At 42.5% G+C, this 22898-nt stretch carries 24 protein-coding genes; 6 read left to right on the plus strand and 18 right to left on the minus strand.

Features of this window, described 5'->3' with window-relative positions; genetic code table 11:
• Positions 1-327: 327 nt before the first annotated feature.
• Positions 328-855 carry an RNA pyrophosphohydrolase gene (locus tag D9T12_RS06885; RefSeq protein ID WP_130537480.1) on the minus strand — a complete coding sequence of 176 codons (528 nt, stop codon included), beginning with the start codon at positions 853-855 and terminating at the stop codon, positions 328-330.
• Positions 856-1093: 238 nt separating this feature from the next.
• Here D9T12_RS06885 and D9T12_RS06890 point away from each other — a divergent pair, with 238 nt between their 5' ends.
• Positions 1094-1750, plus strand: coding sequence for a histidinol-phosphatase (locus D9T12_RS06890; protein WP_130537481.1), 657 nt, complete (start codon positions 1094-1096; stop codon positions 1748-1750).
• A gap of 20 nt (positions 1751-1770) precedes the next feature.
• On the opposite strand, the gene D9T12_RS06895 is transcribed toward D9T12_RS06890, so the two are convergent.
• The 5 genes from D9T12_RS06895 to D9T12_RS06915 all read right to left on the minus strand — a co-directional run bounded on the left by D9T12_RS06895 (position 1771) and on the right by D9T12_RS06915 (position 7640).
• Positions 1771-3147: an NAD-dependent succinate-semialdehyde dehydrogenase gene (locus tag D9T12_RS06895; protein ID WP_130537482.1), complete on the minus strand. Its 1377-nt coding sequence runs from the start codon at positions 3145-3147 to the stop codon at positions 1771-1773.
• A gap of 1 nt (position 3148) precedes the next feature.
• Positions 3149-4432 carry an ectoine hydrolase gene (gene doeA, locus D9T12_RS06900; protein ID WP_130537483.1) on the minus strand — a complete coding sequence of 428 codons (1284 nt, stop codon included), beginning with the start codon at positions 4430-4432 and terminating at the stop codon, positions 3149-3151.
• 10 nt (positions 4433-4442) lie between these two features.
• Positions 4443-5708, minus strand: a complete 1266-nt coding sequence (gene ectB / locus D9T12_RS06905; protein WP_130537484.1) for a diaminobutyrate--2-oxoglutarate transaminase — start codon at positions 5706-5708, stop codon at positions 4443-4445.
• 75 nt (positions 5709-5783) lie between these two features.
• Positions 5784-6935, minus strand: coding sequence for a N(2)-acetyl-L-2,4-diaminobutanoate deacetylase DoeB2 (doeB2, locus tag D9T12_RS06910; protein ID WP_130537485.1), 1152 nt, complete (start codon positions 6933-6935; stop codon positions 5784-5786).
• A gap of 189 nt (positions 6936-7124) precedes the next feature.
• Entirely contained in the window at positions 7125-7640 is a 516-nt protein-coding gene (locus D9T12_RS06915) for a flavodoxin (RefSeq protein ID WP_130537486.1), read from the minus strand.
• 183 nt (positions 7641-7823) lie between these two features.
• Between D9T12_RS06915 and D9T12_RS06920 the strand changes: the two genes are divergently transcribed.
• On the plus strand, positions 7824-8144 hold the full coding sequence (locus D9T12_RS06920; RefSeq protein ID WP_240693142.1) for a hypothetical protein: 321 nt from the start codon (positions 7824-7826) through the stop codon (positions 8142-8144).
• Between the two features lie 70 nt (positions 8145-8214).
• Here the strand turns inward: D9T12_RS06920 and ampD are convergent, their stop codons facing one another.
• Entirely contained in the window at positions 8215-8772 is a 558-nt protein-coding gene (ampD, locus tag D9T12_RS06925) for a 1,6-anhydro-N-acetylmuramyl-L-alanine amidase AmpD (RefSeq protein ID WP_130537487.1), read from the minus strand.
• Positions 8773-8933: 161 nt separating this feature from the next.
• On the opposite strand from ampD, the gene nadC reads away from it, so the two are divergent.
• Together nadC and D9T12_RS06935 are read left to right on the plus strand one after the other, a co-directional pair.
• Positions 8934-9776, plus strand: a complete 843-nt coding sequence (gene nadC, locus D9T12_RS06930; protein ID WP_130537488.1) for a carboxylating nicotinate-nucleotide diphosphorylase — start codon at positions 8934-8936, stop codon at positions 9774-9776.
• Positions 9777-9840: 64 nt separating this feature from the next.
• Positions 9841-11853: a monovalent cation:proton antiporter family protein gene (locus D9T12_RS06935; protein ID WP_240693143.1), complete on the plus strand. Its 2013-nt coding sequence runs from the start codon at positions 9841-9843 to the stop codon at positions 11851-11853.
• A gap of 19 nt (positions 11854-11872) precedes the next feature.
• Here the strand turns inward: D9T12_RS06935 and pgeF are convergent, their stop codons facing one another.
• Positions 11873-12748, minus strand: coding sequence for a peptidoglycan editing factor PgeF (gene pgeF / locus D9T12_RS06940; protein WP_130537489.1), 876 nt, complete (start codon positions 12746-12748; stop codon positions 11873-11875).
• A 43-nt stretch (positions 12749-12791) separates the two neighbouring features.
• Entirely contained in the window at positions 12792-13850 is a 1059-nt protein-coding gene (gene rluD / locus D9T12_RS06945) for a 23S rRNA pseudouridine(1911/1915/1917) synthase RluD (protein ID WP_130537490.1), read from the minus strand.
• 163 nt (positions 13851-14013) lie between these two features.
• Here rluD and D9T12_RS06950 point away from each other — a divergent pair, with 163 nt between their 5' ends.
• The gene (locus D9T12_RS06950) at positions 14014-14856 is read left to right on the plus strand and encodes an outer membrane protein assembly factor BamD (protein WP_130537491.1); all 843 of its coding nucleotides are present in this window, start codon (positions 14014-14016) and stop codon (positions 14854-14856) included.
• Between the two features lie 101 nt (positions 14857-14957).
• Here the strand turns inward: D9T12_RS06950 and D9T12_RS06955 are convergent, their stop codons facing one another.
• The 3 genes from D9T12_RS06955 to sucC all read right to left on the minus strand — a co-directional run bounded on the left by D9T12_RS06955 (position 14958) and on the right by sucC (position 18804).
• On the minus strand, positions 14958-16586 hold the full coding sequence (locus D9T12_RS06955; RefSeq protein ID WP_130537492.1) for an NAD+ synthase: 1629 nt from the start codon (positions 16584-16586) through the stop codon (positions 14958-14960).
• 161 nt (positions 16587-16747) lie between these two features.
• The gene (gene sucD, locus D9T12_RS06960) at positions 16748-17629 is read right to left on the minus strand and encodes a succinate--CoA ligase subunit alpha (RefSeq protein WP_130537493.1); all 882 of its coding nucleotides are present in this window, start codon (positions 17627-17629) and stop codon (positions 16748-16750) included.
• Between the two features lie 14 nt (positions 17630-17643).
• Positions 17644-18804, minus strand: coding sequence for an ADP-forming succinate--CoA ligase subunit beta (gene sucC / locus D9T12_RS06965; RefSeq protein WP_130537494.1), 1161 nt, complete (start codon positions 18802-18804; stop codon positions 17644-17646).
• A gap of 227 nt (positions 18805-19031) precedes the next feature.
• Here sucC and D9T12_RS06970 point away from each other — a divergent pair, with 227 nt between their 5' ends.
• Positions 19032-19316, plus strand: a complete 285-nt coding sequence (locus D9T12_RS06970) for a PP0621 family protein (RefSeq protein ID WP_130537495.1) — start codon at positions 19032-19034, stop codon at positions 19314-19316.
• 20 nt (positions 19317-19336) lie between these two features.
• Here D9T12_RS06970 and D9T12_RS06975 read toward each other — a convergent pair whose 3' ends face one another.
• The 6 genes from D9T12_RS06975 to D9T12_RS07000 all read right to left on the minus strand — a co-directional run bounded on the left by D9T12_RS06975 (position 19337) and on the right by D9T12_RS07000 (position 22731).
• On the minus strand, positions 19337-20107 hold the full coding sequence (locus D9T12_RS06975) for a DNA alkylation repair protein (protein WP_130537496.1): 771 nt from the start codon (positions 20105-20107) through the stop codon (positions 19337-19339).
• Positions 20108-20126: 19 nt separating this feature from the next.
• Positions 20127-20579, minus strand: coding sequence for an FKBP-type peptidyl-prolyl cis-trans isomerase (locus D9T12_RS06980; RefSeq protein ID WP_130537497.1), 453 nt, complete (start codon positions 20577-20579; stop codon positions 20127-20129).
• Between the two features lie 49 nt (positions 20580-20628).
• Positions 20629-21132 (minus strand): hypothetical protein, encoded by a 504-nt coding sequence (locus D9T12_RS06985; protein WP_130537498.1) that lies wholly within the window; start codon positions 21130-21132, stop codon positions 20629-20631.
• Between the two features lie 158 nt (positions 21133-21290).
• Positions 21291-21599 (minus strand): hypothetical protein, encoded by a 309-nt coding sequence (locus tag D9T12_RS06990; RefSeq protein WP_130537499.1) that lies wholly within the window; start codon positions 21597-21599, stop codon positions 21291-21293.
• A complete protein-coding gene (locus D9T12_RS06995) occupies positions 21596-22054 on the minus strand; it encodes a hypothetical protein (protein WP_130537500.1) in 459 nt (152 codons plus the stop codon). Before D9T12_RS06995 ends, D9T12_RS06990 begins: the two co-directional genes overlap by 4 nt.
• Positions 22055-22074: 20 nt before the next feature.
• The gene (locus tag D9T12_RS07000) at positions 22075-22731 is read right to left on the minus strand and encodes a c-type cytochrome (protein WP_240693144.1); all 657 of its coding nucleotides are present in this window, start codon (positions 22729-22731) and stop codon (positions 22075-22077) included.
• Between the last annotated feature and the right edge of the window lie 167 nt (positions 22732-22898).

A 22898-nucleotide genomic window follows, 5' to 3' on the forward strand; every position in this document is an offset into this window, starting at 1 on the left:
CAACAACTTTTTTCGTTTCGGGTTCCAGCTACTTAGTATTTCCAAAACGCTGAATTCGCACACAGGTGTTTCATTTTGAGCTTTCAAACACCTGATTAAACGCATATTCATCAATTTTAATTCGTTAACCATGGCGGTTAAGTTATTGATTATGCAATTGTTATGGTTTTCAACGACCACTTGCGGATTCACAAAGTGCGTGCATCATACCATTTTTTATTCACATTTCACATTTCACCGGCCGGTAAAAAAACCTTCCATACACAGTAAAAACCCCACTTCAGTGGGGTTTATGAAATCATTTTGACAGATTTAAACGCTTCTTGGTTATGACTCTTCCGTCTGTACTCTTTGTTCATAAGGCTCAATTTGCGGTAGCCAAAATCGTTCAAGTACGGCTTCAAGTTCAGTTAAAGCTTGCTGATAAACCGCTTGCTTGAAATTAACCACTTCTTGAACCGGCCGCCAATACTCGACCCATTGCCAATCTTCAAATTCAGGCGTGTCGTGGCGAGTCAAATCAATTCGGTCATGATCAGACTCCAGCCCTAGCAAAAACCAAATCTGTTTTTGACCGATACAAACCGGCTGACTGTAGTGCCGAATCAAATGTTTCGGTAAGTCATAGTGCAGCCAATCTTTGGTGCAACCTAAAACTCGAACATCCGCCGGTTCTAGACCAACCTCTTCTTTTAATTCGCGAAATGCAGCCTGTTGTGGTGTCTCATGCTCTCGAATGCCACCTTGAGGAAACTGCCAAGCCTCTTGATTGACTCGTTTTCCCCAGAACAACCTACCTTGTTTGTTGACAATTATTATGCCGACGTTTGGACGATACCCGTTTTCATCTATCATTGAATTCTGTATTTAAAATTTTCTAATGGGCTAATAGTGCCGAAAAAACCATTTTTTTTCAATTTAAAAATCACCCCAGAACATTTCTCAAGATAATAAATCGTTTAAATTGACTTAAACCTCTCGCTATTTTCAATTCAATCTCTACCGGCCGGTAGCTTTTTATGCATGATCAAATTGACAAAAGCCCTGTTTTCGCTAGGATGACTGCAATTTTATTAGATGAGCGAGTTTCTCCATGGCCTTAGCAATTTTTGACTTAGACAACACACTGATTAGCAACGACAGTGATTATTTGTGGGGCGAGTTTTTAGTGCAAAAAGGCTATGTGGATGCCAAAGAGTTTGCAGCGACCAATGCCCAGTTTTATGAAGATTACAAAGCCGGCACCTTGGACATCTATGCGTATCAACGATTTGCCCTCAAGCCTCTGAGTGAACACACCTCAGACACACTGGAAAAATGGCATCAGGAATTTATGGCCGAATTTATCGAACCGATTGTACTTCCCAAAGCACTTGAATTAGTCCAAAAGCACAAGGATGCCGGTGATGAACTCATGATTATTACTGCCACTAATACCTTTATCACTCGCCCGATTGGACGACGCTATGGAATTGAAACTTTGTTGGGAACAGAAGGTGAAATCATCGATGGCCGATATACGGGTGAAGTGGCTGGTACACCAACCTTCCAGGAAGGCAAGGTCGTGCGTTTAAATGAATGGTTAAAAGAAAATAATAAAACACTTGAAGGTAGCTATTTTTACTCAGATTCTCACAATGACCTGCCACTGTTGAAAATCGTTGATCATCCGGTGGTGGTCGACGGAGATGAAAAACTGGTGACATACGGCCAACAACAAGGCTGGCCGTGTATTTCACTTAGAGATTAATTGATGACATCAGTATTGTTTCAGGCACCTATCCAAACTTGCTGGACATTGACAAACTCCAAAATACCGTGTGGCCCCAACTCGCGACCATACCCCGATCGCTTAATACCGCCACTGGGCAATCTTGGATCGGTTTTCACTATGCCATTGATTGCCACTTGTCCGGCTTCAATTTGATTCGCCATCTCGATTCCCTTTTGGGTATCCGATGTCCAGATGGAAGCGGCTAAACCATAAGGGGTATCATTGGCAATCTCTAACGCCTCTTGGGCAGAATCCGCTTTCATTACCACTGCAATAGGCCCAAAGGTCTCCTCGCAAGAAGCCTGCATTTTAGGTGTCACATCAACCAATAGAGTGACCGGATAAAAGAAACCCGACCCTTCTGGCATCTCTCCCCCCAGAAGACATCTTGCCCCCTGATTAATAGTGGTGGACACTTGACGGTGCAATGCATCCCTTAAGTCCTCTCGAGCAATTGGCCCGACTTGGGTTTCCGGTAGCGATGGATCGCCAACCTTCAGCTTCTCTAAATGCGATTTGAGTTTTGAAATAAACTCGTCATACACACTCGCTTCAACAATCAACCGTTTGGCCGCAATACAAGACTGCCCCGCATTAATAATACGAGAGATCGCCAAAGTCTCTGCAGCTTTGGAAATATCGGCATCCGCCAAAACAATACTTGGGTCAGAGCCACCTAGCTCCAATACTGCCGGTTTAATCTGGCTGGCGGCCAAGGAAGCCACGGCACTCCCGGCTGCACTAGAACCTGTCAAGGAAACTGCTTGCACGACCTCACTTTTAATGACTTGCGCCACTTGCTCTCGATGAATGGGGAGGTTTTGAACAATACCGGCCGGTAAATCTAAACGGTTACAAGCCTGATCAAATAACTCGGCAATCGCAATCGCACATTTTGGCACATGCTCATCATGCTTCATTAAACAGACGTTTCCAGCCATCAAAGCTGGCGCAGCAAAACGAAATGCCAACCAGAATGGGGCATTCCAAGGTAGCACTCCTAAAATTGACCCCAAAGGCAGGTGTTGGACGTAACTGTGAGCCGCATCCGAAGGCAAATCCACTGGAGATAGATATTGCTCTCCGAATTCTGCGTAATGTTCGGCACACCACGCTGACTTTTCCAGTTCACCATAGGACTCATTAATCGGCTTGCCCATTTCTATCGTCATCAATCTAGCCAAACGTTCACGATCAGCGCGCATCAACTCTGCGACTTTTTTCAACATTGCCGCACGCTGAGCAAAACCGGTAGTTTTCCAGGACTGAAACACCTCTTGTGAACGCTCAATAGCTTGGGATAACTCATTTTCATCCATGGGTGGATAGGCGTGAATCGACTCACCAGTCGTTGGATTGGTTGCAATTAGCATCTTAACCTCCTGACTTTGACTTGGTTTTGGCGGACGTCTGGATCGCTTTCGACTTCCGGTCATCTTCTGCACTCATGCCCTCAACCGTTTTAAGAGTTTTTTCATTGACCTGAGTTTGAGTAGGCTTAACCACAAAATCGCGATCAAAGTCATCAAAAAAAGATCCACAGCCATCTTCGGTAATGTAAAAGGTATCTGAAATACCACAGGTCTTGTCACCATCCACTCCCCAAAGCCAAGGAATAATATGGAATGTCATCCCGGGCTTCAAAATATCCGACTGACCTTGGGTCAAGCTCAAAATATATCCCTCGTCCCATGAAGGGGGGAAAGCAATGCCGATGGAATAGCCAGAACGCGTAATCAAACGCGCCCCCACTTTGTTTTCATGCAAAATGGAACGTACCATTCGGTCGACATCGGAAACCGTCACTCCAGGTCGCAGCTCGTTCTTCAGCCAACTCAAAGCTTTTTTCATAACCTCTTGCGCTTGATACATACTGTCGCTTAGTTCACCACAAACGGCCGTACGCATCATTGCTGTATGGTATTTACGGTATGAACCTGCCACCTCGATAAATACATGTTCACCTGGCTTAACCACTCTACCCTCAAAAGAAGCGTGCCCAATCATCGTTCTCGGCCCGGAGGTCACATAAGGCATGACCGAAGGAATTTCCCCGCCGGCGGAAAACATCGCCTGACTGATCGCACCACCGATTTCATTTTCCGTCACCCCTGCTTGCACCGCATCCAAACCGGCTTTCATCCCAGCTTTGGTGGCGATGGCCGCTTTTTTCATAACCTCAAGCTCATAGTCTGATTTGCAAATTCGACTCTGCTCGACAATCCCAAAACAGTCCATTAAACGACTTCTGACAAAAGAAGTGCGGAAGACATCTTGATGATAGGCATTGAAATAATAAGAATTACGCTCATAGCCAATGGTACCGCCAGCGAGACCAAATTCCACCAAGGAGCTAATTAACATCTGAATGGCATCACCGGTGTCCGGGTAGGGACGAGTCACTTCGACCCAAGTCCGATGAATCACGTTTGACTCTTCAAGCTTACGAGTCACCATGAATGGTTCACCCTCAAGCGGCACCACAAGGGCTTGAAAAAATGAATAACCGGTGGTCTGGTAATCGGTTAGGTACAGGATATTTTCAGCATCCGAAATGATAACCGCATCCAGCAGCCGCTCTTTCATTCGCTCACGCAACTCTCCCAAACGGCGCATATATTCCGAAAACGGAAAAGTCATATCGTCTCTTTCTCTCATAACACTTCTCCTATACTGCCGTGTTTAAGCGCAAATGCTCATCAATCGCTGCCTTAAAGATTTCCAAACCAGCATGTAAATCCTCATCAGGAATCGTCAGTGGCGGAATCAACTTCATAACCTCACCGCCAATACCACAAGGGCCAAACAGCATGCCATTTTCAAAACAGGTCTTAGCAATTGCTTTCGAAAGCACTCCATCTTTCACATCCAGTGCTTGCATCATGCCTTTGCCTCGAACTTCAAAACCTTTGTCACGGTATTGTTTGGCAATGTCTTGCAGGAAATGATGCATAATTTCCCCCTTACGGCGAACCTCGCTCATCAACTCATCATCTTCAAAATAACGAAGCGCTTCACGTCCAGCAACAAACGATAAGTTCTGCCCGCGGAAAGTACCGGTATGCTCACCTGGCTGCCAGTGCTTATCGAATTCCGGTTTCACCAGATTCATTGCCATTGGTGTCCCCATGCCACCGATTCCTTTTGCCAAGGTAATAATGTCAGGATTAATGCCTAAATCTTCAAAACTGAAATAATTTCCTGTTCGGCCACAGCCTGCTTGAATGTCATCAACGATCAATAACGCTCCCACCTCTTTCGCAAGACTTTGCAAGGCTTGCATCCACTCTTTTGAAGCAACATTGACCCCGCCTTCTGCCTGAACGGTCTCTACGATAAATGCGGCAGGTGCTTCTACACCACTAGACGTGTTGAGATACATCGCTTTAAGGGTTTCAATGGTCGAAAGCCCACCTCCAAAGTGAGTTTCAAAAGGACATCGAGAGACATTATTTAAGGTTACACCGGCAGCATTTCGGAAATATTCATTGGCGGTACAGGCAAGAGCACCCAGTGTCATACCGTGGAAGCCTTGCGTGAAAGCGACAATATTTGACCGGCCGGTCACTTTGCGAGCCAACTTCAAAGCGGCTTCAACCGCATTGGTCCCCGTCGGCCCCATGAATTGCAATTTATAATCTAAGTTTTTCGGTTGGAGAATGGTTTCAACAAAGGCTTGAATAAAGTCTCGTTTGGCTGGCGTCATCATATCCAGTGTATGAATAACCCCCCCTTGATTTAGGTAATCGACCATTGCCTTGGTCATCTTAGGATTGTTATGCCCAAAATTGAGCACTCCTGCACCAGCATAAAAGTCGATATAAACCTTTCCCTCCTCATCGACTTGCTTTGCATTATCACCCTTAACAAACACCGCTGGATAGGCTCGACTGTAGGCTCTAATCTCTGATTCATAGCTTGTAAACCAGTCCATAACTCCCTCCTTCATTCAAAAAATACCGTCCATTTTTGGGCAGTAATGACTTTAAAGCATAGATTAAGCCACCTTTTAATACTTGATCGCTAAATTAATAAACACACGCATAACTCTCTCAATAAGCTGATCATTAAATTGATAATGCGGACTATGACAAGCGTAGCTGAATGAAGCGTTCGTTTGATCACTCATACCTAACAAAGCAAAGGCTCCAGGAATCTGTTGTAAGTAATAGCTAAAATCCTCTGACGCCATAATCGGCAACATCAAGTCGACTTGGTCGCAGTTCTGACCAAACACTTCTGCAAGGACTTGACGATAATTTTGAGCAGCCTGCGGGTGATTAATCGTTGCTTCATATCGAGGACGAATCTCTACTTGAGCAGTCACACCATAAGCCGCTGCTGTCTGTTGGGCGATTTCGGTAATCAATTGATTGATTTGAGGACGATATTTAGGATCGGAAAGACGAATCCCACCACTGACTTCAGCAGTTTGAGGAATCACTGTGACGGAACTCTCTGCATTAAGATGGGTCACACTTAACACCACAGCTGCCTGTGGTGGCATTTTTCGACTAACGATTTGCTGTAGATTCAGTGTTATCGCTGCAGCAGCAAGTACCGGATCTTGACAGACTTCTGGCTGAGAGGCATGTCCTCCCAAACCACTGACTTGAATATGAAAACTGCCATTCCCCGACATCACGGCACCGTTTGGGCAGACAGCAGTTCCAAACGGCATTGCAGGCCAGTTGTGCCATCCATAGATAAAATCAATGCCATCCAAGGCACCTTCATCAATCATATGCTTTGCACCATGACCTCCCTCTTCAGCCGGTTGGAACAAAAAGGAAACCGGATGTTTCAACTGAACCTCATTGAGTTTCAACCACAGAATCGTTCCCAGTAAAGCCGCCATATGTCCATCATGACCGCATGCATGCATTTTACCGTCCACTTCCGATTGGAAGTCCAACGAGGTTTGCTCTTGAATTGGCAAAGCATCCATATCCGCCCGAAGTGCGATATGTTCACCCTGTTTTTCTTTACCCAACGTCGCAACCGTTCCATAGGTGGCACATGCCCGCCATTCCACCTGCCAGTCCGTTAGACACTGGCGAATCTTTGCCGCGGTATTCTTTTCTTGCCAAGTTAATTCTGGATGACGATGAAACCATTGCCGTAAATCAACCGCCTTATTAACAACCTCTTGCCATTGCATGTCAAACACCCCAGAAAATAAAATGGAAGGTTTTTTCACCTTATCAAACAAAGACTGCTTCAGCAAAAAATTTGGAGCATGTGCATCCCCCTAAAGAGTCGACTTTGAATCACCAACTAAAAACAAAAAAGCCAGAGCCGACAAACGTCGACTCTGGCTTATTGTCAATTCAGAGGGTTCTGAAATCGGTTACATTTCAAACTCTTCTTTGACCTGTGCAACCCAAGCAGCTACACGTTCATCAGTTAATTCTGGTTGCTGGTCTTCATCAATTCCTAACCCAACAAAAAACTCTTCATCTTCAGTAATCGCTTTAGATTCATCAAATTCAAAGCCATCAGTAGAGGTGTAACCGGCCGGCATCGCACCATTTTCAACCGCCACATCATGCATCAAACCCATTGCGTCTAAAAAATACTCCGAATAATCTGCCTGATCGCCTAAACCAAAACAAGCTACCGTCTTGCCAGTAAAGTCAATACCTTTGAAATCTTCCCAAAAGTCGTCCCAAGAACTCTGCAATTCGCCATAGTACCAAGTTGGCTGACCCAAAATAATTTTGTCATACTGTGCAAAGTCATCCGCTTTTGCGGTCGCAATATCATGTACATCCACGTTATCTGCACCAATTGCATCCTTAATCAAGTCTGCAACACGCTCAGTATTTCCTGTATCCGTTCCATAGAAAAGGCCAATTTTGCTCATGAGTCTATCCTTTATAAAGCAATCTTTAAGAGTCATTTAAAGCGAACCACGCCAGCCAAAACCGTTCACAGCCGCATATCATATGATGTTATTGAATCTTAAAGCCAAACGAAATTCAATTACTAAGAGTTGATTTAGATCGGTTTCGTAACTTTCCGTCAGATTTTTCCTAAATTTTTCGGTGTGAAACGCCATCAAAATTTTACAACCCTAAAATCAGAAGAGATAATAGCACTCACATTCTATTCCTTGAACAGACTCTTTTTATTATTTGAAATGAAAAAAACTGATTTTATTGATTGTTTTGCCTGCAAGCATTTTTACGTCACCTGGGATCAAAACAACCCAAAAGGTTGTCGCGCATTCGGCTTTAAAACAAAGAAAATGCCCAGTGTGGTTGTGTTTGAAAACTCTGGGGAAAAATGCCTGAAGTTTGAATTAAAAGACGAGCACAAAAAACAACAGGAAAAGAAAGCGCCAAAAAAAAGAGGTTGGACGGCTTAAATCAAAACTCAACCGGCCGGTAAACTTTTACAAAAATAGAGTAGAAGATAAAAAACCTTAAACAAACACCTTAATTCGTTAAGTTTATTAGTCGCCATAACGCTGGCCAGTTGAAATAACGACCTGGATCAGTTTTTCGGCCAGGTGCAATGTCACTGTGACCGACAACTGCAGCTTTTGGAATGTTTGGATAGCTTTTTTGCAAAGCTAAAATGATTTGCGCTAATTGCTGGTATTGAATCGCGGTGTAAGGCGTATCATCAGTTCCCTCAAGTTCAATTCCAATCGAGAAGTCGTTACAACGCTCCTGCCCTTGATATGAAGAAATCCCAGCATGCCAAGCTCTCTTTTTAGGGGAAACAAATTGCGTTACCTCACCACCACGTTGAACAAAAAAATGTGCCGATACCCTTAGCCCTTCAATTTTTTTAAAGTATGGGTCTTCATCTGGGTCTAATTGATTCAAAAACAGCTGATGTACATAGCCACCTCCAAATTGATTTGGCGGCAATGAAATACCATGCACCACGATCAGGTTTGGCTGAACACCGTCTGGACGGTCATCACAGTTTGAACTTAAACAAACTTCAACCCCTTGAAGATAGTCACCCGACTCATCAAACCACATTTTCGATTCCTTTAAATTAAACGACCTATATTGTACCGCTTCCCTTTATAATTAAAATTTATTCAGTAAGTTTCATACCTGTCACTTATTGGCAGTCAGTCGTAGGCTTGCACCATCGTAAACAATACTTAATTTAACTTTTAGAAGTTCATCCTATCCCTATGAAAAAAATCAACTATTTTGAGAATCTAAACCTAAACGTACGCCACGCACTTGAAGAAGATATTAAAACCGGTGACTTGACGGCAAGTTTAATCCCAAAGACAACCCAAGCAGAAGCAACGGTTATTAGCCGTGAAAAAGCCATTGTTTGTGGCCGTCCTTGGGTGGATGAAGTCTTCAAGCAAGTGGATTCATCGATTGAAATCAAATGGTTTAAGGCTGAGGGGGAACCTGTCGAAGCAGATGAAACTCTTTTCACTTTACAAGGCCCTGCACGCTCAATCTTGACTGCCGAACGGAGCGCTCTCAATTTTTTACAGACATTAATGGCTACCGCAACCGTTGCCAATGATTATGCAAAACATCTAGAGGGTACACACACCAAACTTCTGGATACTCGGAAAACACTGCCAGGTTTGCGCTTAGCTCAGAAATATGCCGTGGCATGTGGAGGCGCACAAAACCATCGCATTGGACTTTATGACGCGATTCTTATTAAAGAAAATCATATTTTTTCAGCTGGTTCGATTGCTAATGCTGTGTCTCAGGCAAAATCACTTTACCCTGAAATTACAGTCGAAGTTGAAACTGAAAACCTTGAGGAAGTTCAACTAGCATTAGACGCTGGAGCTGACATTATTATGTTGGATAATTTCACGCTTGAAATGATGGAAAAAGCCGTTAATCTAAGTCACGGCAAAGCCAAACTTGAAGTCTCTGGTAACGTCGAAATTCAGCATTTACCAGAGTTGGCAAAAACCGGTGTCGATTTTATTTCAACGGGTGCGATAACAAAACACTGCCGAGCCATTGATCTTTCGATGCGATTTAAAAGCAAGTAACCCTTTTAAATTCAATTGATTAAATACATATTTAAACTAAACCTTAAAAAATAAAGGACTTCCAGTGCCAGAGCATCAAGAACATTTATTAATGAATATCGTTCTGCTTCTCAGCGTTGCCGTTGCAACCGTTGCCCTTTTTCGCCGCATTCATTTCCCTCCTATTTTGGGTTATATCATTGTCGGAATTATTGTGGGGCCTAGTGGCATGGCCTTCATTGAAACGGAAGAAACCATATCTCTGTTGGCGGAATTCGGAATAGTCTTTTTATTGTTTGCCATCGGCTTAGAATTTTCTATCAAACAAATGATCTCCATGCGCCGTTTGGTGTTTGGAATGGGAAGTGTTCAGGTTCTTACCACTGGTGGTGTCGTTTATCTGATCGGGTATCTTGCAGGTCTCGACACCAACACTAATATTGTCATTGCTTGTGCTTTCGCCCTATCTTCAACCGCAATCGTCATTAAACAATTAACCGAACAGTCCGAAATTCAGTCACGCCATGGTCGCTCAACCGTTGGCATTCTGATTTTTCAAGACATTATGGCCATCCCATTCTTGATTTTAATCCCGACCTTAGCGATGACGAGCAGCGGCGGAGAAAGTAATTTAACACTTGCAATGGGCATCGCTTTCTTAAAAGGGATTGCTGTAGTCTTTGCAATCCATCTCATCGCTCGCTACTTATTACGCCCACTATTCCATGAAGTGGCTAGCGCTAAATCACAAGAACTGTTTACTTTGACTGTTCTCACGGTTGCCCTTGGTTCTGCTGCATTCACCGAGGAACTTGGATTATCAATGACACTCGGGGCTTTTCTAGCCGGAATGATGCTTTCTGAGACCGAATATCGTCATCAAATTGAGTCCGACATCCGCCCTTTCCAAGATGTTTTGCTTGGTCTTTTCTTTGTGACCGTCGGCATGTTGATTTCACTGGAAATCCTATTTGAAAACTTCTGGTTAGTGGTTGCATTGAGTATTGCGATTATTGCATTGAAAGGCTTCATTCTTTATTTCATTGCTCGAGTTTTTGGCAGTGAACCCGGAGTCGCGGCAAGAATTTCTCTCTCGCTAGCACAAGTCGGTGAGTTTGGTCTAGTGTTAATGACACTGGCTTTTACTTTCAATTTACTACCAGAATATGAAGGTAAAATTCTTCTGACAGCTGCCGTTGTCAGTATGCTCGCAGCCCCTTTTATGGTGAAATTCAATGGCCGTATTGCGATGAAGCTTCACAAATCAACTTACCAACAAGCCCAAGAACAACGTGAAGAGGATATTGCCGTTCATAACCCACATCTTGCAAATCATGTGGTACTTTGTGGGTTTGGTCGTGTGGGGCAAACCGTTGGCCGAATGTTGCATAATGCTAACGAAAACTTTATTGCACTCGACATGGATATTAAACGTGTCAATGAAGCCAGAAATGCCGGTGAAAACGTGTTTTATGGTGACGCAGCAAAACAAAGCATTCTGCATGCAGCAGCTATTGATAAAGCTAAGATTGTCATTATTACCTTCAGTGATTATCACGCTTCAATCAAAATTCTAAAAACCATTCGTCAAATCCATAGTGAAATACCGATTTTGGTAAGAACCATTGATGATACGCATATCACTGAATTACAAGAAGCTGGTGCAACGGAGATTGTCCCCGATACATTTGAATCCAGTATTATGCTGGCTTCTCACCTATTGTTAATGATTGGTCAGCCACCAAGTAAAGTGTTACGTGAGACACGTTTGGTACGAAAAGATCGTTATCGACTGTTAGAAAGTTTCTACCCAGGTGAAGAAGAGAATCCAGCCAACCCGCTGCAACCGCATCAGTTAATGAAGGGAATTATTCATACTGTCGCACTTGAAGAAAATGATTTTGCAATTGGAACCGAATTAAAAAACATTCCATTTGAACAACATCAAGTTGGCATTGAAGCTATCAAACGCGGTCATATTCGTGGTGACAATCCTTCACCTGATACTCGCTTGCGAGTGGAAGATAACGTGGTCATTAGTGGTTTACCAGAAGATGTACAAACCATTGAAAAATATCTAAAAACAGGTGGTCTTTAAACCCACCAAGCTGAATTTTCTATGATTCAATCCAAATCAAACTGGCCATACGGCCAGTTTTTCCATCACCTTGATGACAGGCTTTACGATATGAATAAAACCGTTCATCGTCGTAGCTACACAAACCCGACAAGTAAACAGACTGAACACCACAGGCCTCTAGTTGCATTTGAGCAATCATAGGTAAATCTGCTAAATACTTACCTTCTTCAGAAAGACTTGGCTTAAATAGCGATTCATAATCTCTACACTCAGGGGCATCAAAACCCTTTCGGGTACAAGCACCCTCCTGGGCATCAACCCCCTTTCGGGTACAAGCACCGGCCGGTAAATGTTGAAACCTATCAAATACCTCCTGCCCAACTTCAAAACGTTTTTGGCTGATAGCTGGTCCAATCCATGCCAAATAATCACCGGCCGGTAGGCTTTTAAGTGTTTTGGCTATAATTTGATTTTCCAGACCTTGCCAGCCTGCATGAATAGCACAGACTGTTTGCCCATGCGAATCACATAACAAGATTGGAATGCAATCCGCAGTCATCACCACACAAACAATACCTGATTTTTGTGTCCAACTGGCATCGGCAATCGGTGGTAAAACCGTATTTGTCGGCTGAGCGTCAATAGGCAAGCAAATGGATTTATCTGTGTGTTGTTGACTGAGCCAGAAAGGTTGAGAAGGCAACTGCAATACTTTTTGCAGCGCTTGTCTATTTTGTTCAACAGAATCAGAATGATCCCCAACATGAATCGCTAAATTAAAAAAATCATAATCTGAAGAAAATGAGTTTTGCGACTGGGAGTTTGGCGCAAAGCGTGTCGTCACACACGCTCTGATATTGGCAGGCATTGGCCAGTCTGGAAGGATTAAATTAGAAATATCTGAAATTTCCATAAGCAACTCTTAAACGCTACCGGCCGGTATCTTTGGTTGAGGTCTAATCAGGAATATCCTCATCCGTGACATACTCAACCTGAATATCATTAGCGTATTCATAGTCATAATCGCTGTAGCCATTGAAAGAGGATTGGTACATCTCGAGGTCTTCTCTAAGAATATCGACTAACTCCAACATATCGTCCGGCATTGGAGCGCGCCATTTCATGGTTTTTCCAGTTGATGGATGCGTAAAACTCAAAGCACCGGCATGCAATGCCTGACGATTAAATTGACGTAAAAAATCGACAAATTCAGGATCCATTTTTTCAGGAATACGAAATTTCTTGCCATACACCGGATCACCTACCAACGGAAACCCTTGGTAAGTCATATGTACACGAATCTGATGTGTTCGCCCTGTTTCCAATTTCACGCGAATGCGACTGTGAGTTCGGAAGTGCTCCAATACGCGAAAATGACTGACCGCAGGTTTGCCACCCATCGCACGCACTGCCATTTTCTTACGATCTTTCGGGTCACGTCCAATCGGTTTATCAACGGTTCCACCCTGTTTCACAATACCGACTACCACCGCATCATAAATTCGTTCTACGGCATGACGTTGAAGTTGTTCCACCAAATGGGTTTGCGCTGGAACGGTTTTCGCCACAACCATTAAGCCAGAGGTATCTTTATCCAAACGATGAACAATCCCGGCTCTTGGCACTGCTCGTAAATTAGGGTAGTGAAACAAAAGCCCGTTGAGTAGTGTGCCATCTGGATTGCCAGCCCCTGGATGCACAACTAAACCGGCCGGTTTATTAATGACTAAAATCGAATCATCTTCATAAACAATGTTTAAATCAATATCCTGCGCTTCAGCACGCTGGTCATCTTGCAACTCAATTTTTAACTCAACCGTTTCTCCACCTAAAACCGTATAGCGAGGTTTCTTCTGAATCTCTCCATCCAAAGTCAACATCCCGTCTTTTATTGCCTGCTGGATTCGATTACGCGAATAGTCTGGAAATGCATTCGACAGGACAACATCCAACCGTTGATTCATCGCACCGAGAGGAATAATGGCTTGCAGAGTTTCAATATGGCTTGACGACAAAATAGAGTCCTTATATTTATTAGTAGAGCTAATTTATTTGAACGTGAACGATACAAAACCAATGTTAAAAAAACCTGTTCGACAAACTGTCGAGCAACGCTATCCATTGACTTCTTTGTGATATACTCGTTGACAATTTTTAATTTGGCTATTGTACCGAAGAATGATGAAAAAAACGCTGTTATCCGCTTTACTGATTGGCTCAATAAGTTTGACTGGTTGCTCAACTCTATCCAACTTAATTGAAAAACCTGATGACCAAAAAACGGTTGAAGACTTTTATGGCTCAGCTATGGAAGCTTTTGAAGAGAAACAATGGGATGTTGCCATTGAGAACTATGAAAAGCTAAAAGCGTATTTCCCTTATGGCTCTTATGCAGAGCAAACATACCTTGAATTGGCATATGCTTACTACAAATACGATGAATCAGAGTCTGCGATTCGAGAATTGGATGAGTTTATTCGACTCTATCCTAACCATCCTGAAATCGCGTATGCCTATTACCTAAGAGCCGTCTCTGCAGACTCTATCACTCGAAGCTGGTTGGATAAATTCATCACAGACCCAGCTACCCGTGACATCAAGTCTGCCATTCGGGCCTATGATTACTATACACAGCTCATTCAGCGCTTCCCAAGCAGCAAATACGCCGTTGCTGCCGCAGAACGCCTGATTGTTTTGCGAAATCAACAAGCTCGTCATGAAATTCAAGTCGCTGAATTTTATATGAATAAAATGGCCTATTTAGCGGCTGCCAATCGAGCAAAAGTTGTTTTAACAGACTTTCCTCGTTCAGCCTCAACCGCTCAAGCATTGAAAATCTTAGTAACTGCCTATGACAAACTCGGGATGCAAGAAAACAAAACGAGTGTAGAAGAAGTTTACAAACTTAACCAAGATAAGATTGAATTTAGCGAAAAAACGCTCGAAGATATGAAAGAATTAGCTGATAAAGATGGTGGCTGGTGGAATGGTTTAATGGAAGGCTTACAAGGCATTTTCTAGAACCTTTACGACATTTTTCCATATCTTAATAAAAAAGGATTGTAACCGGCCGGTTACAATCCTTTTTTTGTTTTTATAACCTTACAAACAGATGAATTTAGTTATGATTCAGAATAGCCATTCGTCACTGGGTAACGCCGGTCGCGACCAAAGGCTCGATGTGAAATTTTCACCCCTAGTGCAGCTTGACGACGTTTATATTCACTTCGATCAATCAAACGAATCACTCGTTTGACTTCATCGATTTCATAGCCTAATTGAGCAATTTGACTCGGAGATAAATCTTCATTTACATAAGCATTAATAATCGCATCCAATTGATCATAGTCCGGTAACGAATCCTGATCTGTTTGATCAGGTCGCAATTCTGCGGATGGTGCACGCGTAATTACTCGCTCAGGAATAACCTCTGACAAGGTGTTACGGTAAATAGCCAATCGATAAACCCAAGTTTTTGGCACATCTTTAAGAGGCGAAAAACCGCCCACCATATCACCGTATAAAGTTGAATACCCAACAGCCACCTCAGATTTATTGCTGGTTGCCACAACCATATAACCCGTTTTATTGGAAATCGCCATTAGCAAGGTACCGCGAATTCTGGCTTGTAAATTTTCTTCCGTAATTCCCACTTCATCATCCAACGTCTGACTCAAAGCATTTTCAAATGCTTGATACATGGGTGCGATGGGAATGGATTCAAATTCAACCCCCAAGGCTTGAGCCTGAGCTTGAGCATCTTCTTTTGAAATTTCTGCAGTATATTCAAACGGCATCATCACTGCTTTTACTTTATCTGCGCCTAAAGCATCTACGGCAATGGCCAATGTCAACGCTGAATCAATACCGCCCGACAACCCTAGCACAACCCCTTGAAATCCATTTTTACGAACATAATCTCGTAAACCAAGCTTTAGCGCTTCATAAACCCTTGGTTCATCATCATGCAAAGGTGCCAACAAACTTGGCATGAGTACAATCGAGTCAGCCTGTTTAAAAATTTCAACGGGTGTTAAAGCAGGAACAAACTCTGGGCTTTGCGCACAAACTTCTCCGTCAGCACTCATCGCAAATGAACCACCGTCAAACACCAATTCATCTTGACCACCAACTTGGTTGACATAAATAATCGGCTTGTTGATTTCATCCACTCGTCTTTGTAGAGTTTGCAGCCGATCTTGATGTTTTTCAGCTGAAAATGGCGAAGCATTTAAATTCAGAATCACATCTGCACCTGCTTCGACCGATTGAATAGCTGGAGTGACTTTCCAAATATCTTCACAAATGAGCAACCCAAACTTAACGCCTTTATACTCAACAACACATGGTTGGTTACCGGCATTAAAATATCGTTGCTCATCAAATACACTGTAATTAGGTAAATTTTGTTTAATGTAACTCGCCTGATAAGCCCCATCAGCAATCCAAGCGGCCATATTAAAGCGCTCTCCTAACTCATCCATCATTGGATAACCGACCACACACGCAATGTTTTCACAAGCGTTAGAGATCTCCTCCAAAGCTGAATTCACTTGCAAATAGAGCTCATCACGAAGCAATAAATCTTCCGGTGGGTAACCAGTAATCGTCATTTCAGGAAAAACAACAATGTCGGCCTTATGTTCTGACTTGGCTGTCTGCAATGTTTGCAGAATCAACTTCACATTACCCGCAATATCCCCAACTTTTGGGTCTATTTGAGCCATTACAATACGGACGGTTTGGGACATACAGAACACCTTAAACAAGAGATTGAGAATGAATTATAAGCATAGGAATGCTTGATAATGATTTTAAAAGCTTTAAAGCCCAAGATTTCCTGAGCAAAGCAGCGCATGGATTTCATTTTGCGCCTTTTAAAAAAATTAACAAGCCATTAACTTTCTTGAAATTAAGAAAAATGTCCCATCATTGCTTCACCTAGTTTTGCAGGTGAATCAACAACCGTCACATTTGCGGCACGTAAAGCGGCAAATTTCGCTTCAGCAGTTCCTTTACCACCCGACACAATCGCACCAGCATGCCCCATACGTTTTCCAGGAGGCGCTGTCACACCAGCGATGTAAGCCACCACCGGTTTAGTGACATTGGCGGCAATAAATTCTGCGGCATCTTCTTCCGCTTGACCACCAATTTCACCGACCATAATAATTCCTTCAGTTTGAGGATCATCTTGGAATAACTTTAAACAATCGATAAAATTCATTCCTTGAATTGGGTCACCACCAATTCCCACACACGTCGATTGACCTAGACCATTCATCGTCGTTTGATGAACAGCTTCATAGGTTAAGGTCCCTGAACGAGACACAATACCGATTTTTCCAGACTGATGAATATGACCCGGCATAATCCCGATTTTACAACCATCTTGATTGTCTCCGGGAGTAATCAAACCTGGGCAGTTTGGACCAATAAGGCAGGCATCCGATTTTTCCAATACCGCACGGACTTTTAACATATCTGCGACAGGAATACCTTCAGTAATACAAGTAATCACTTTAATCCCTGCGGCAATTGCTTCAATAATAGAATCCGCTGCAAACGCTGGCGGCACATAAATCATTGAGGCCTCGGCTCCTGTTTGGGCAACCGCTTCTTTAACCGTATTGAAAACAGGCAAATCAAGATGTGTCTGTCCTCCTTTACCTGGTGTTACTCCACCAACCATTTTTGTTCCATAAGCTATGGCTTGCTCTGAGTGAAAAGTCCCTTGTTTACCAGTAAAGCCTTGGCAAATTACTTTCGTTTCTTTATTGATTAAAATACTCATCTTTTTTCACTCTCTTACTTGGCCACTTCGACAACTTTCTTGGCAGCATCTGCCAAACCATCCGCACTGATAATGCTCAAGCCACTTTGTGCCAGTTTTTCTTTTCCAAGATCGACATTCGTCCCTTCTAAACGCACAACAACAGGAATTTCTAAGCCGACTTCTTTCACTGCCTGAATAATGCCATCGGCAATTAAATCACAGCGAACAATTCCACCGAAAATATTTACTAAAATCGATTTTACTTCTTTTGATGACAAAATAAGTTTGAAGGCTTCAGCAACACGTTCAGGTGTTGCGCCGCCTCCAACATCTAAAAAGTTAGCCGGAGAACCTCCGTTTAATTTGATTAAATCCATGGTTGCCATCGCGAGACCCGCACCATTAACCATGCAACCGATATCACCATCTAAAGCAATGTAATTAAGCTGGTGTTCAGACGCTTTTGCTTCCCGAACATCTTCTTGACTCATATCACGCATTACAACCAGGTCTTTCTGGCGGTAAAGAGCATTTGAATCGATATTTACTTTCGCATCTAAAGCAAATAATTGATTTTCAGCCGTTCGAATTAAGGGATTAATTTCAATTTGGGAAACATCTTTATCTAATGCCAACTGATAAAACGCCTGCATCATCTGACCGAGTTCCTTAAAGGCTTCAGCTTTTAAACCCAAAGCAAACGCCACTTCTCGACACTGATAAGGCATCAAACCAACAGTTGGGTCAATATGTACGGAAAAAATCTTCTCCGGAGAAGTCTCTGCGACTTCTTCGATATCCATTCCTCCAGCGGCTGATACGACAAATGTATGCGTACGAGTCACTCGATCAACCAATAAACTTAGATACAGCTCGTCTTCAATATTCAGAGTTTCTTCAATCAACAGACTGTTGATAGGTAACGCCTTGCCTGCCGTTTGTATCGTTGCCAATTCTGAGCCCAATAAACTCGCCGCAACGGTATTGGCTTCGTCTAAGGTTTTCACCAATTTCACACCGCCGGCTTTACCTCGCGCGCCTGCATGAATCTGAGCCTTAACTACCCAACCATCAGAATCAATGGATTGCATAGCGGGCTCAAGCTGACTAAGTTCAGTAATTAATTGCCCTTTAGGCACTGCAATTCCATATTCAGTAAACAACTGCTTGGCTTGATATTCATGTAGATTCATTAAAACAAAATCTCCGCAGGTCAAAAGTTGGGATGCGATGACCTTCACACAAAGGACTTCTCGAATTCATGCAAATCCATCGCAAAAAAAATTGCCAAATATTGTATTATCTTTTCATACCTAATGCACGAAACATCGGGGGTATGGGTTCGTTCAGCAACAAGCAAACAAAAACCTAAACTATAAAACCCCAATTTCATGATTAAAAAATTATATAGAAGTTAATTATGCGTTCACTATTGTTCTTTTTTGCCGTTATTGCTGTCTTTATCGTCGTCATGATTGCAGCTACCCGGATACAAACTTTGCGTTCTTCGATGAAAAAAAAGAACCCAAAGAAACCGTCAAAGGAAAAACCAATGGTGAAATGTGCCCATTGCGGAGTCTATCTACCGAAAAATGAGGCAATTACTGATAAGAATCAAACAGACTCAGTAGAACCACTGCCAGAAGAGTATTTTTGTTGCCAAGAACACCATGAAGCTTTCATAAAAGATAAATCAAATCATTAGTATCGTTGAGATACTCAAGCCTAAGAAGAAGATTGAAACATACCTTTCAAAGCCAACTGGCGCTCTTCTTCAGGAAATTTTTCAATGGCATATCGAAGTGTTGTTCTGGACAGTTGTGAATAGTGCGCTTCTAGAAAACGTTTCAAGCGTTCCAGATTTTGTTTTCCCAGTTCTCGCAACATCCACCCAACCGCTTTTTGGATTAAATCCTCTTTATCGTCCAACAACCTTTCAGCAACATTCAAAGGTACGTCTAAACTATCTCGTCCAATAAAATACCAGCACGCTACCATTGCAATCCTTCTCTGCCAAAGCAGGTTTGAATTCGCCAACTCAAACAATATTTTTTCTGATCTTTTCTCGAAATGAAAAAGATACGCACCAACAATCTTATGGGCAGAAGCATCCACTAAATCCCAATTATTGACCTGTGAACTTTTTTCCAGATAAAGCATGTAAATACATTTTTGAGATTCGAAATCAAGCCGTGAAAACGCCTGTTCAAAATTAGAGACGAGTGCCAACAAAGCAAAATGCCTAACTTCATGAAAATTGGAATCGAGCAATTTTGAAAGAATAGGCAAAGGAATTGCAGAGTATTTTTTTAGTTGTGCGCGTATTTGAGGAAGAGTAACACCAAGAAATTGGTCAAATTCGGAATATTGACCCTGCCCAGTTTTAAAGAAACGCTTGGAAAGCTCAGCACGAACTGGGTCAGAAAGCTGAATGAGTGACGCTTCAATTTGATCAGCATAAACTTCTTCATCAACCGTCACATCACTACTTTGCATAAAATTATGATGCGTTCAATTAATCCAAAATATCTTCAATCTTGGCGGTAAACAACAAGGTAGCACCGGCCAAAGGGTGGTTAAAGTCCACCTCAACCTTATCATCATTTATAGTGAGAACCGTTCCAGGAATTTCATCGCCCGTTGGCGTCTGAAAACCAATGACCAACCCTTCTTGAAGCTCGATCGAACTTGGAAAATCCGACACATTCATGGTTTGCACATTTTCAGATTGCTTTAATCCAAAGGCTCTCTCTGGGCTTAGGGTAAATTTACCTTGAGTACCAAGCTCCAAACCAATTAATAGTTCTTCGATATTCGGTAATAAATTCCCATCACCAATGGTAAAAATCATTGGATCTTTCGAATCAGCCGTTTCAATGATTTCACCATCCATTAAAGCAAGCTCAAAACTTATGGCAATTCGGCTAGTTTCAGTCACACGAGGTAAAGGAGTTGTTTCAGAAGTCATAATTACACTGCATTTGTTATGAATTTTGTGTGTTTAGAAGCTTAAATAATTAAGTTTTACCAAAAAAGGTAAATGGTTGCTCAGGGATGTCTTGACAACGAATATGCCAGTTCAATTGATATTTGCAATTCCCCGAAACACAATCCAAAGAATTCTCTTTCAAAGTCCCTTGGGTAATTGCCTGTTCAGAAAGCTTGACATAACCTTGTTCACAAAGCGTGCGTGATTTGGCATGCAATGCGCGATTATCCAAATCTTGAATCGTATCGTTAATACTTCGGCTCAATCGGTATTCTTTTCCGTACTTCTTGTCGGCAATTGCTTCCAAAGAGCCTCCAAAACCACCTTTCTGAACTTCTTGGTCCGACAATTCCGTAACCTCAATCTCAACAAATGCTGACTGCAGCGACTCTTCAACCGAGTCAGAAAAATCCGCCATTTTTTCAATCCCAGAATCCAAGGTTGAGCAACCTTGCAATAACAAGCCTGAGGCAAAAATGGATGAAAGTAAGAGACTTTGTCGCTTTGGAATAGAGTTTGAAACCTTAAACATTGAAAATATATGCCTATGCGTAGGAGGCGCTTGAACTGGTTTCAAGCACCATGGATCACTAATGAATCACTAATCAATTATTAAATAATGAAATTTGGGAACTAGTCTAACAAAAAATTAACCGGCCGGTAAAAACTGCAACCGTTAAATTTCAGCTACTAACGCTTTGGAAACTCTTTAATGCCCTTTTCTTCGATAATATAACAAAGGTTAGTGTGTAACTTCTTACCATCCACTAAAAGAGAGGTTCCTTGAATATCCTCAGGATTTAATCGAACATCACCTTCGTAGACTTTGAGCAACTCTCCCGACATACAGCTATACAATTCAACGCGACGATCCAACCCCATCCAATCCGATTGAATGTTCTTGGCGCTGTTAGCGACCTTTTCACAGCCGGTTAACCCTATAACAGAACTGGCGAGCACAGTAGCAACGATTGAAACACTCCAAATAGATTTTTTCATTCTGGTTCTCCTGAAACCGTCTCTTCAACCGTTTGCTTAACTGACGAAGCCGCACGCTTGGTCGCATCCCATGCGTTTTCATAAGTCTGTTTGTCGCTCAAAGTATCGGCAACCTCTCCTGCACCTTCCTTAACAGAATGATACGTTTCAGACTCTTGAACGGTTGTGGCCACATCACTGACCGTTTCTTTCGTGCCTTCCCAAGCTTTTTGATACGTTTCTTTTTCAGTCAGGCTGTCAGCAACTTCACCGGCGCCCTGCTTAAGTTCTTGGTAGGTTTCAGATTCTTCGGTTTGTTGCGTCCAGCTTTTAACGGTTTCAGTCGTAGATTGCCAAATCGAAGAAGCTGTTTCTTTGGTATCTTCCCAAAGCCCAGCCTGAGCACCGCTTGAAAAGACAATCATTAAGCCAAACGTAGCTCGTTTAAGGTTGATGATTTTCCTTTTTTTTAACATGCAGTTCATTCCTCAATTGCTTATAACGATGCAGTATATTCCGCAACGGCTTGCATTTCTTCATCGGAAAGAGGTGCTGCCATTGGTGCCATCATGCCCGTAAGCGGACCAATTTGCTCACCGGCTTTATAACGTTTCAATTTATCGACAATATCAGCCACAGCCTGACCCGCTAGCTTAGGTCCAATTCCACCTTCTGCTTGAGCACCGTGGCAGCCTGCACAGGTTGCATAAACTTGTTGACCATTTACGGATGCCACAACTTCTTTGGCCGCTTCAACTTTTTCTACAACCTTTTCTTCAACTGCCTCTACCTTATCTTCCACAACAACTTCGCTTTCAGCTTCCTTTTTAACAACAGGTGTTTTTGGAGCGATTTCAGGCAAAGCTGATGCTTTTGCGGTTGATTCTTCAGCAACAGCTTCTGATTTTGGCAATGCTACTGGTTCAACCAGATTTTGCTTGGTTTGCTCAACTGGTTCAGGCTGCTTTACATCCATTGTGTTTTGTTGAGCGGTTTGATTCATTTCTGCCGAAGAACCAGCATTCGAGGTTTCATTGTCATTACTACAAGCTGACAGAGCAAATACTGAACTTAGGGCAACACTTAAAAGTAAGCCTTTTTTTGGAATATTCAGTTCAAAAGTTTTATTAAGGGGTTTCGTAAAAGTTGTCATTTTCCCTCCTCTGGAAATTATGACCAAGCATTAAAGGTTTGATATTTAATCGATTCTAAATAACTCGTTTAATTTATGGCAAAGCCAGTTATTCAGAGTCGACTATTTAGGACACCTGAACTTGATAGTGCTAATACTTTATATTAGTTCGAAGTTTATCCCAAAAT

Source organism: Thiomicrorhabdus indica (genome assembly GCF_004293625.1).
GTDB lineage: Bacteria > Pseudomonadota > Gammaproteobacteria > Thiomicrospirales > Thiomicrospiraceae > Thiomicrorhabdus > Thiomicrorhabdus indica.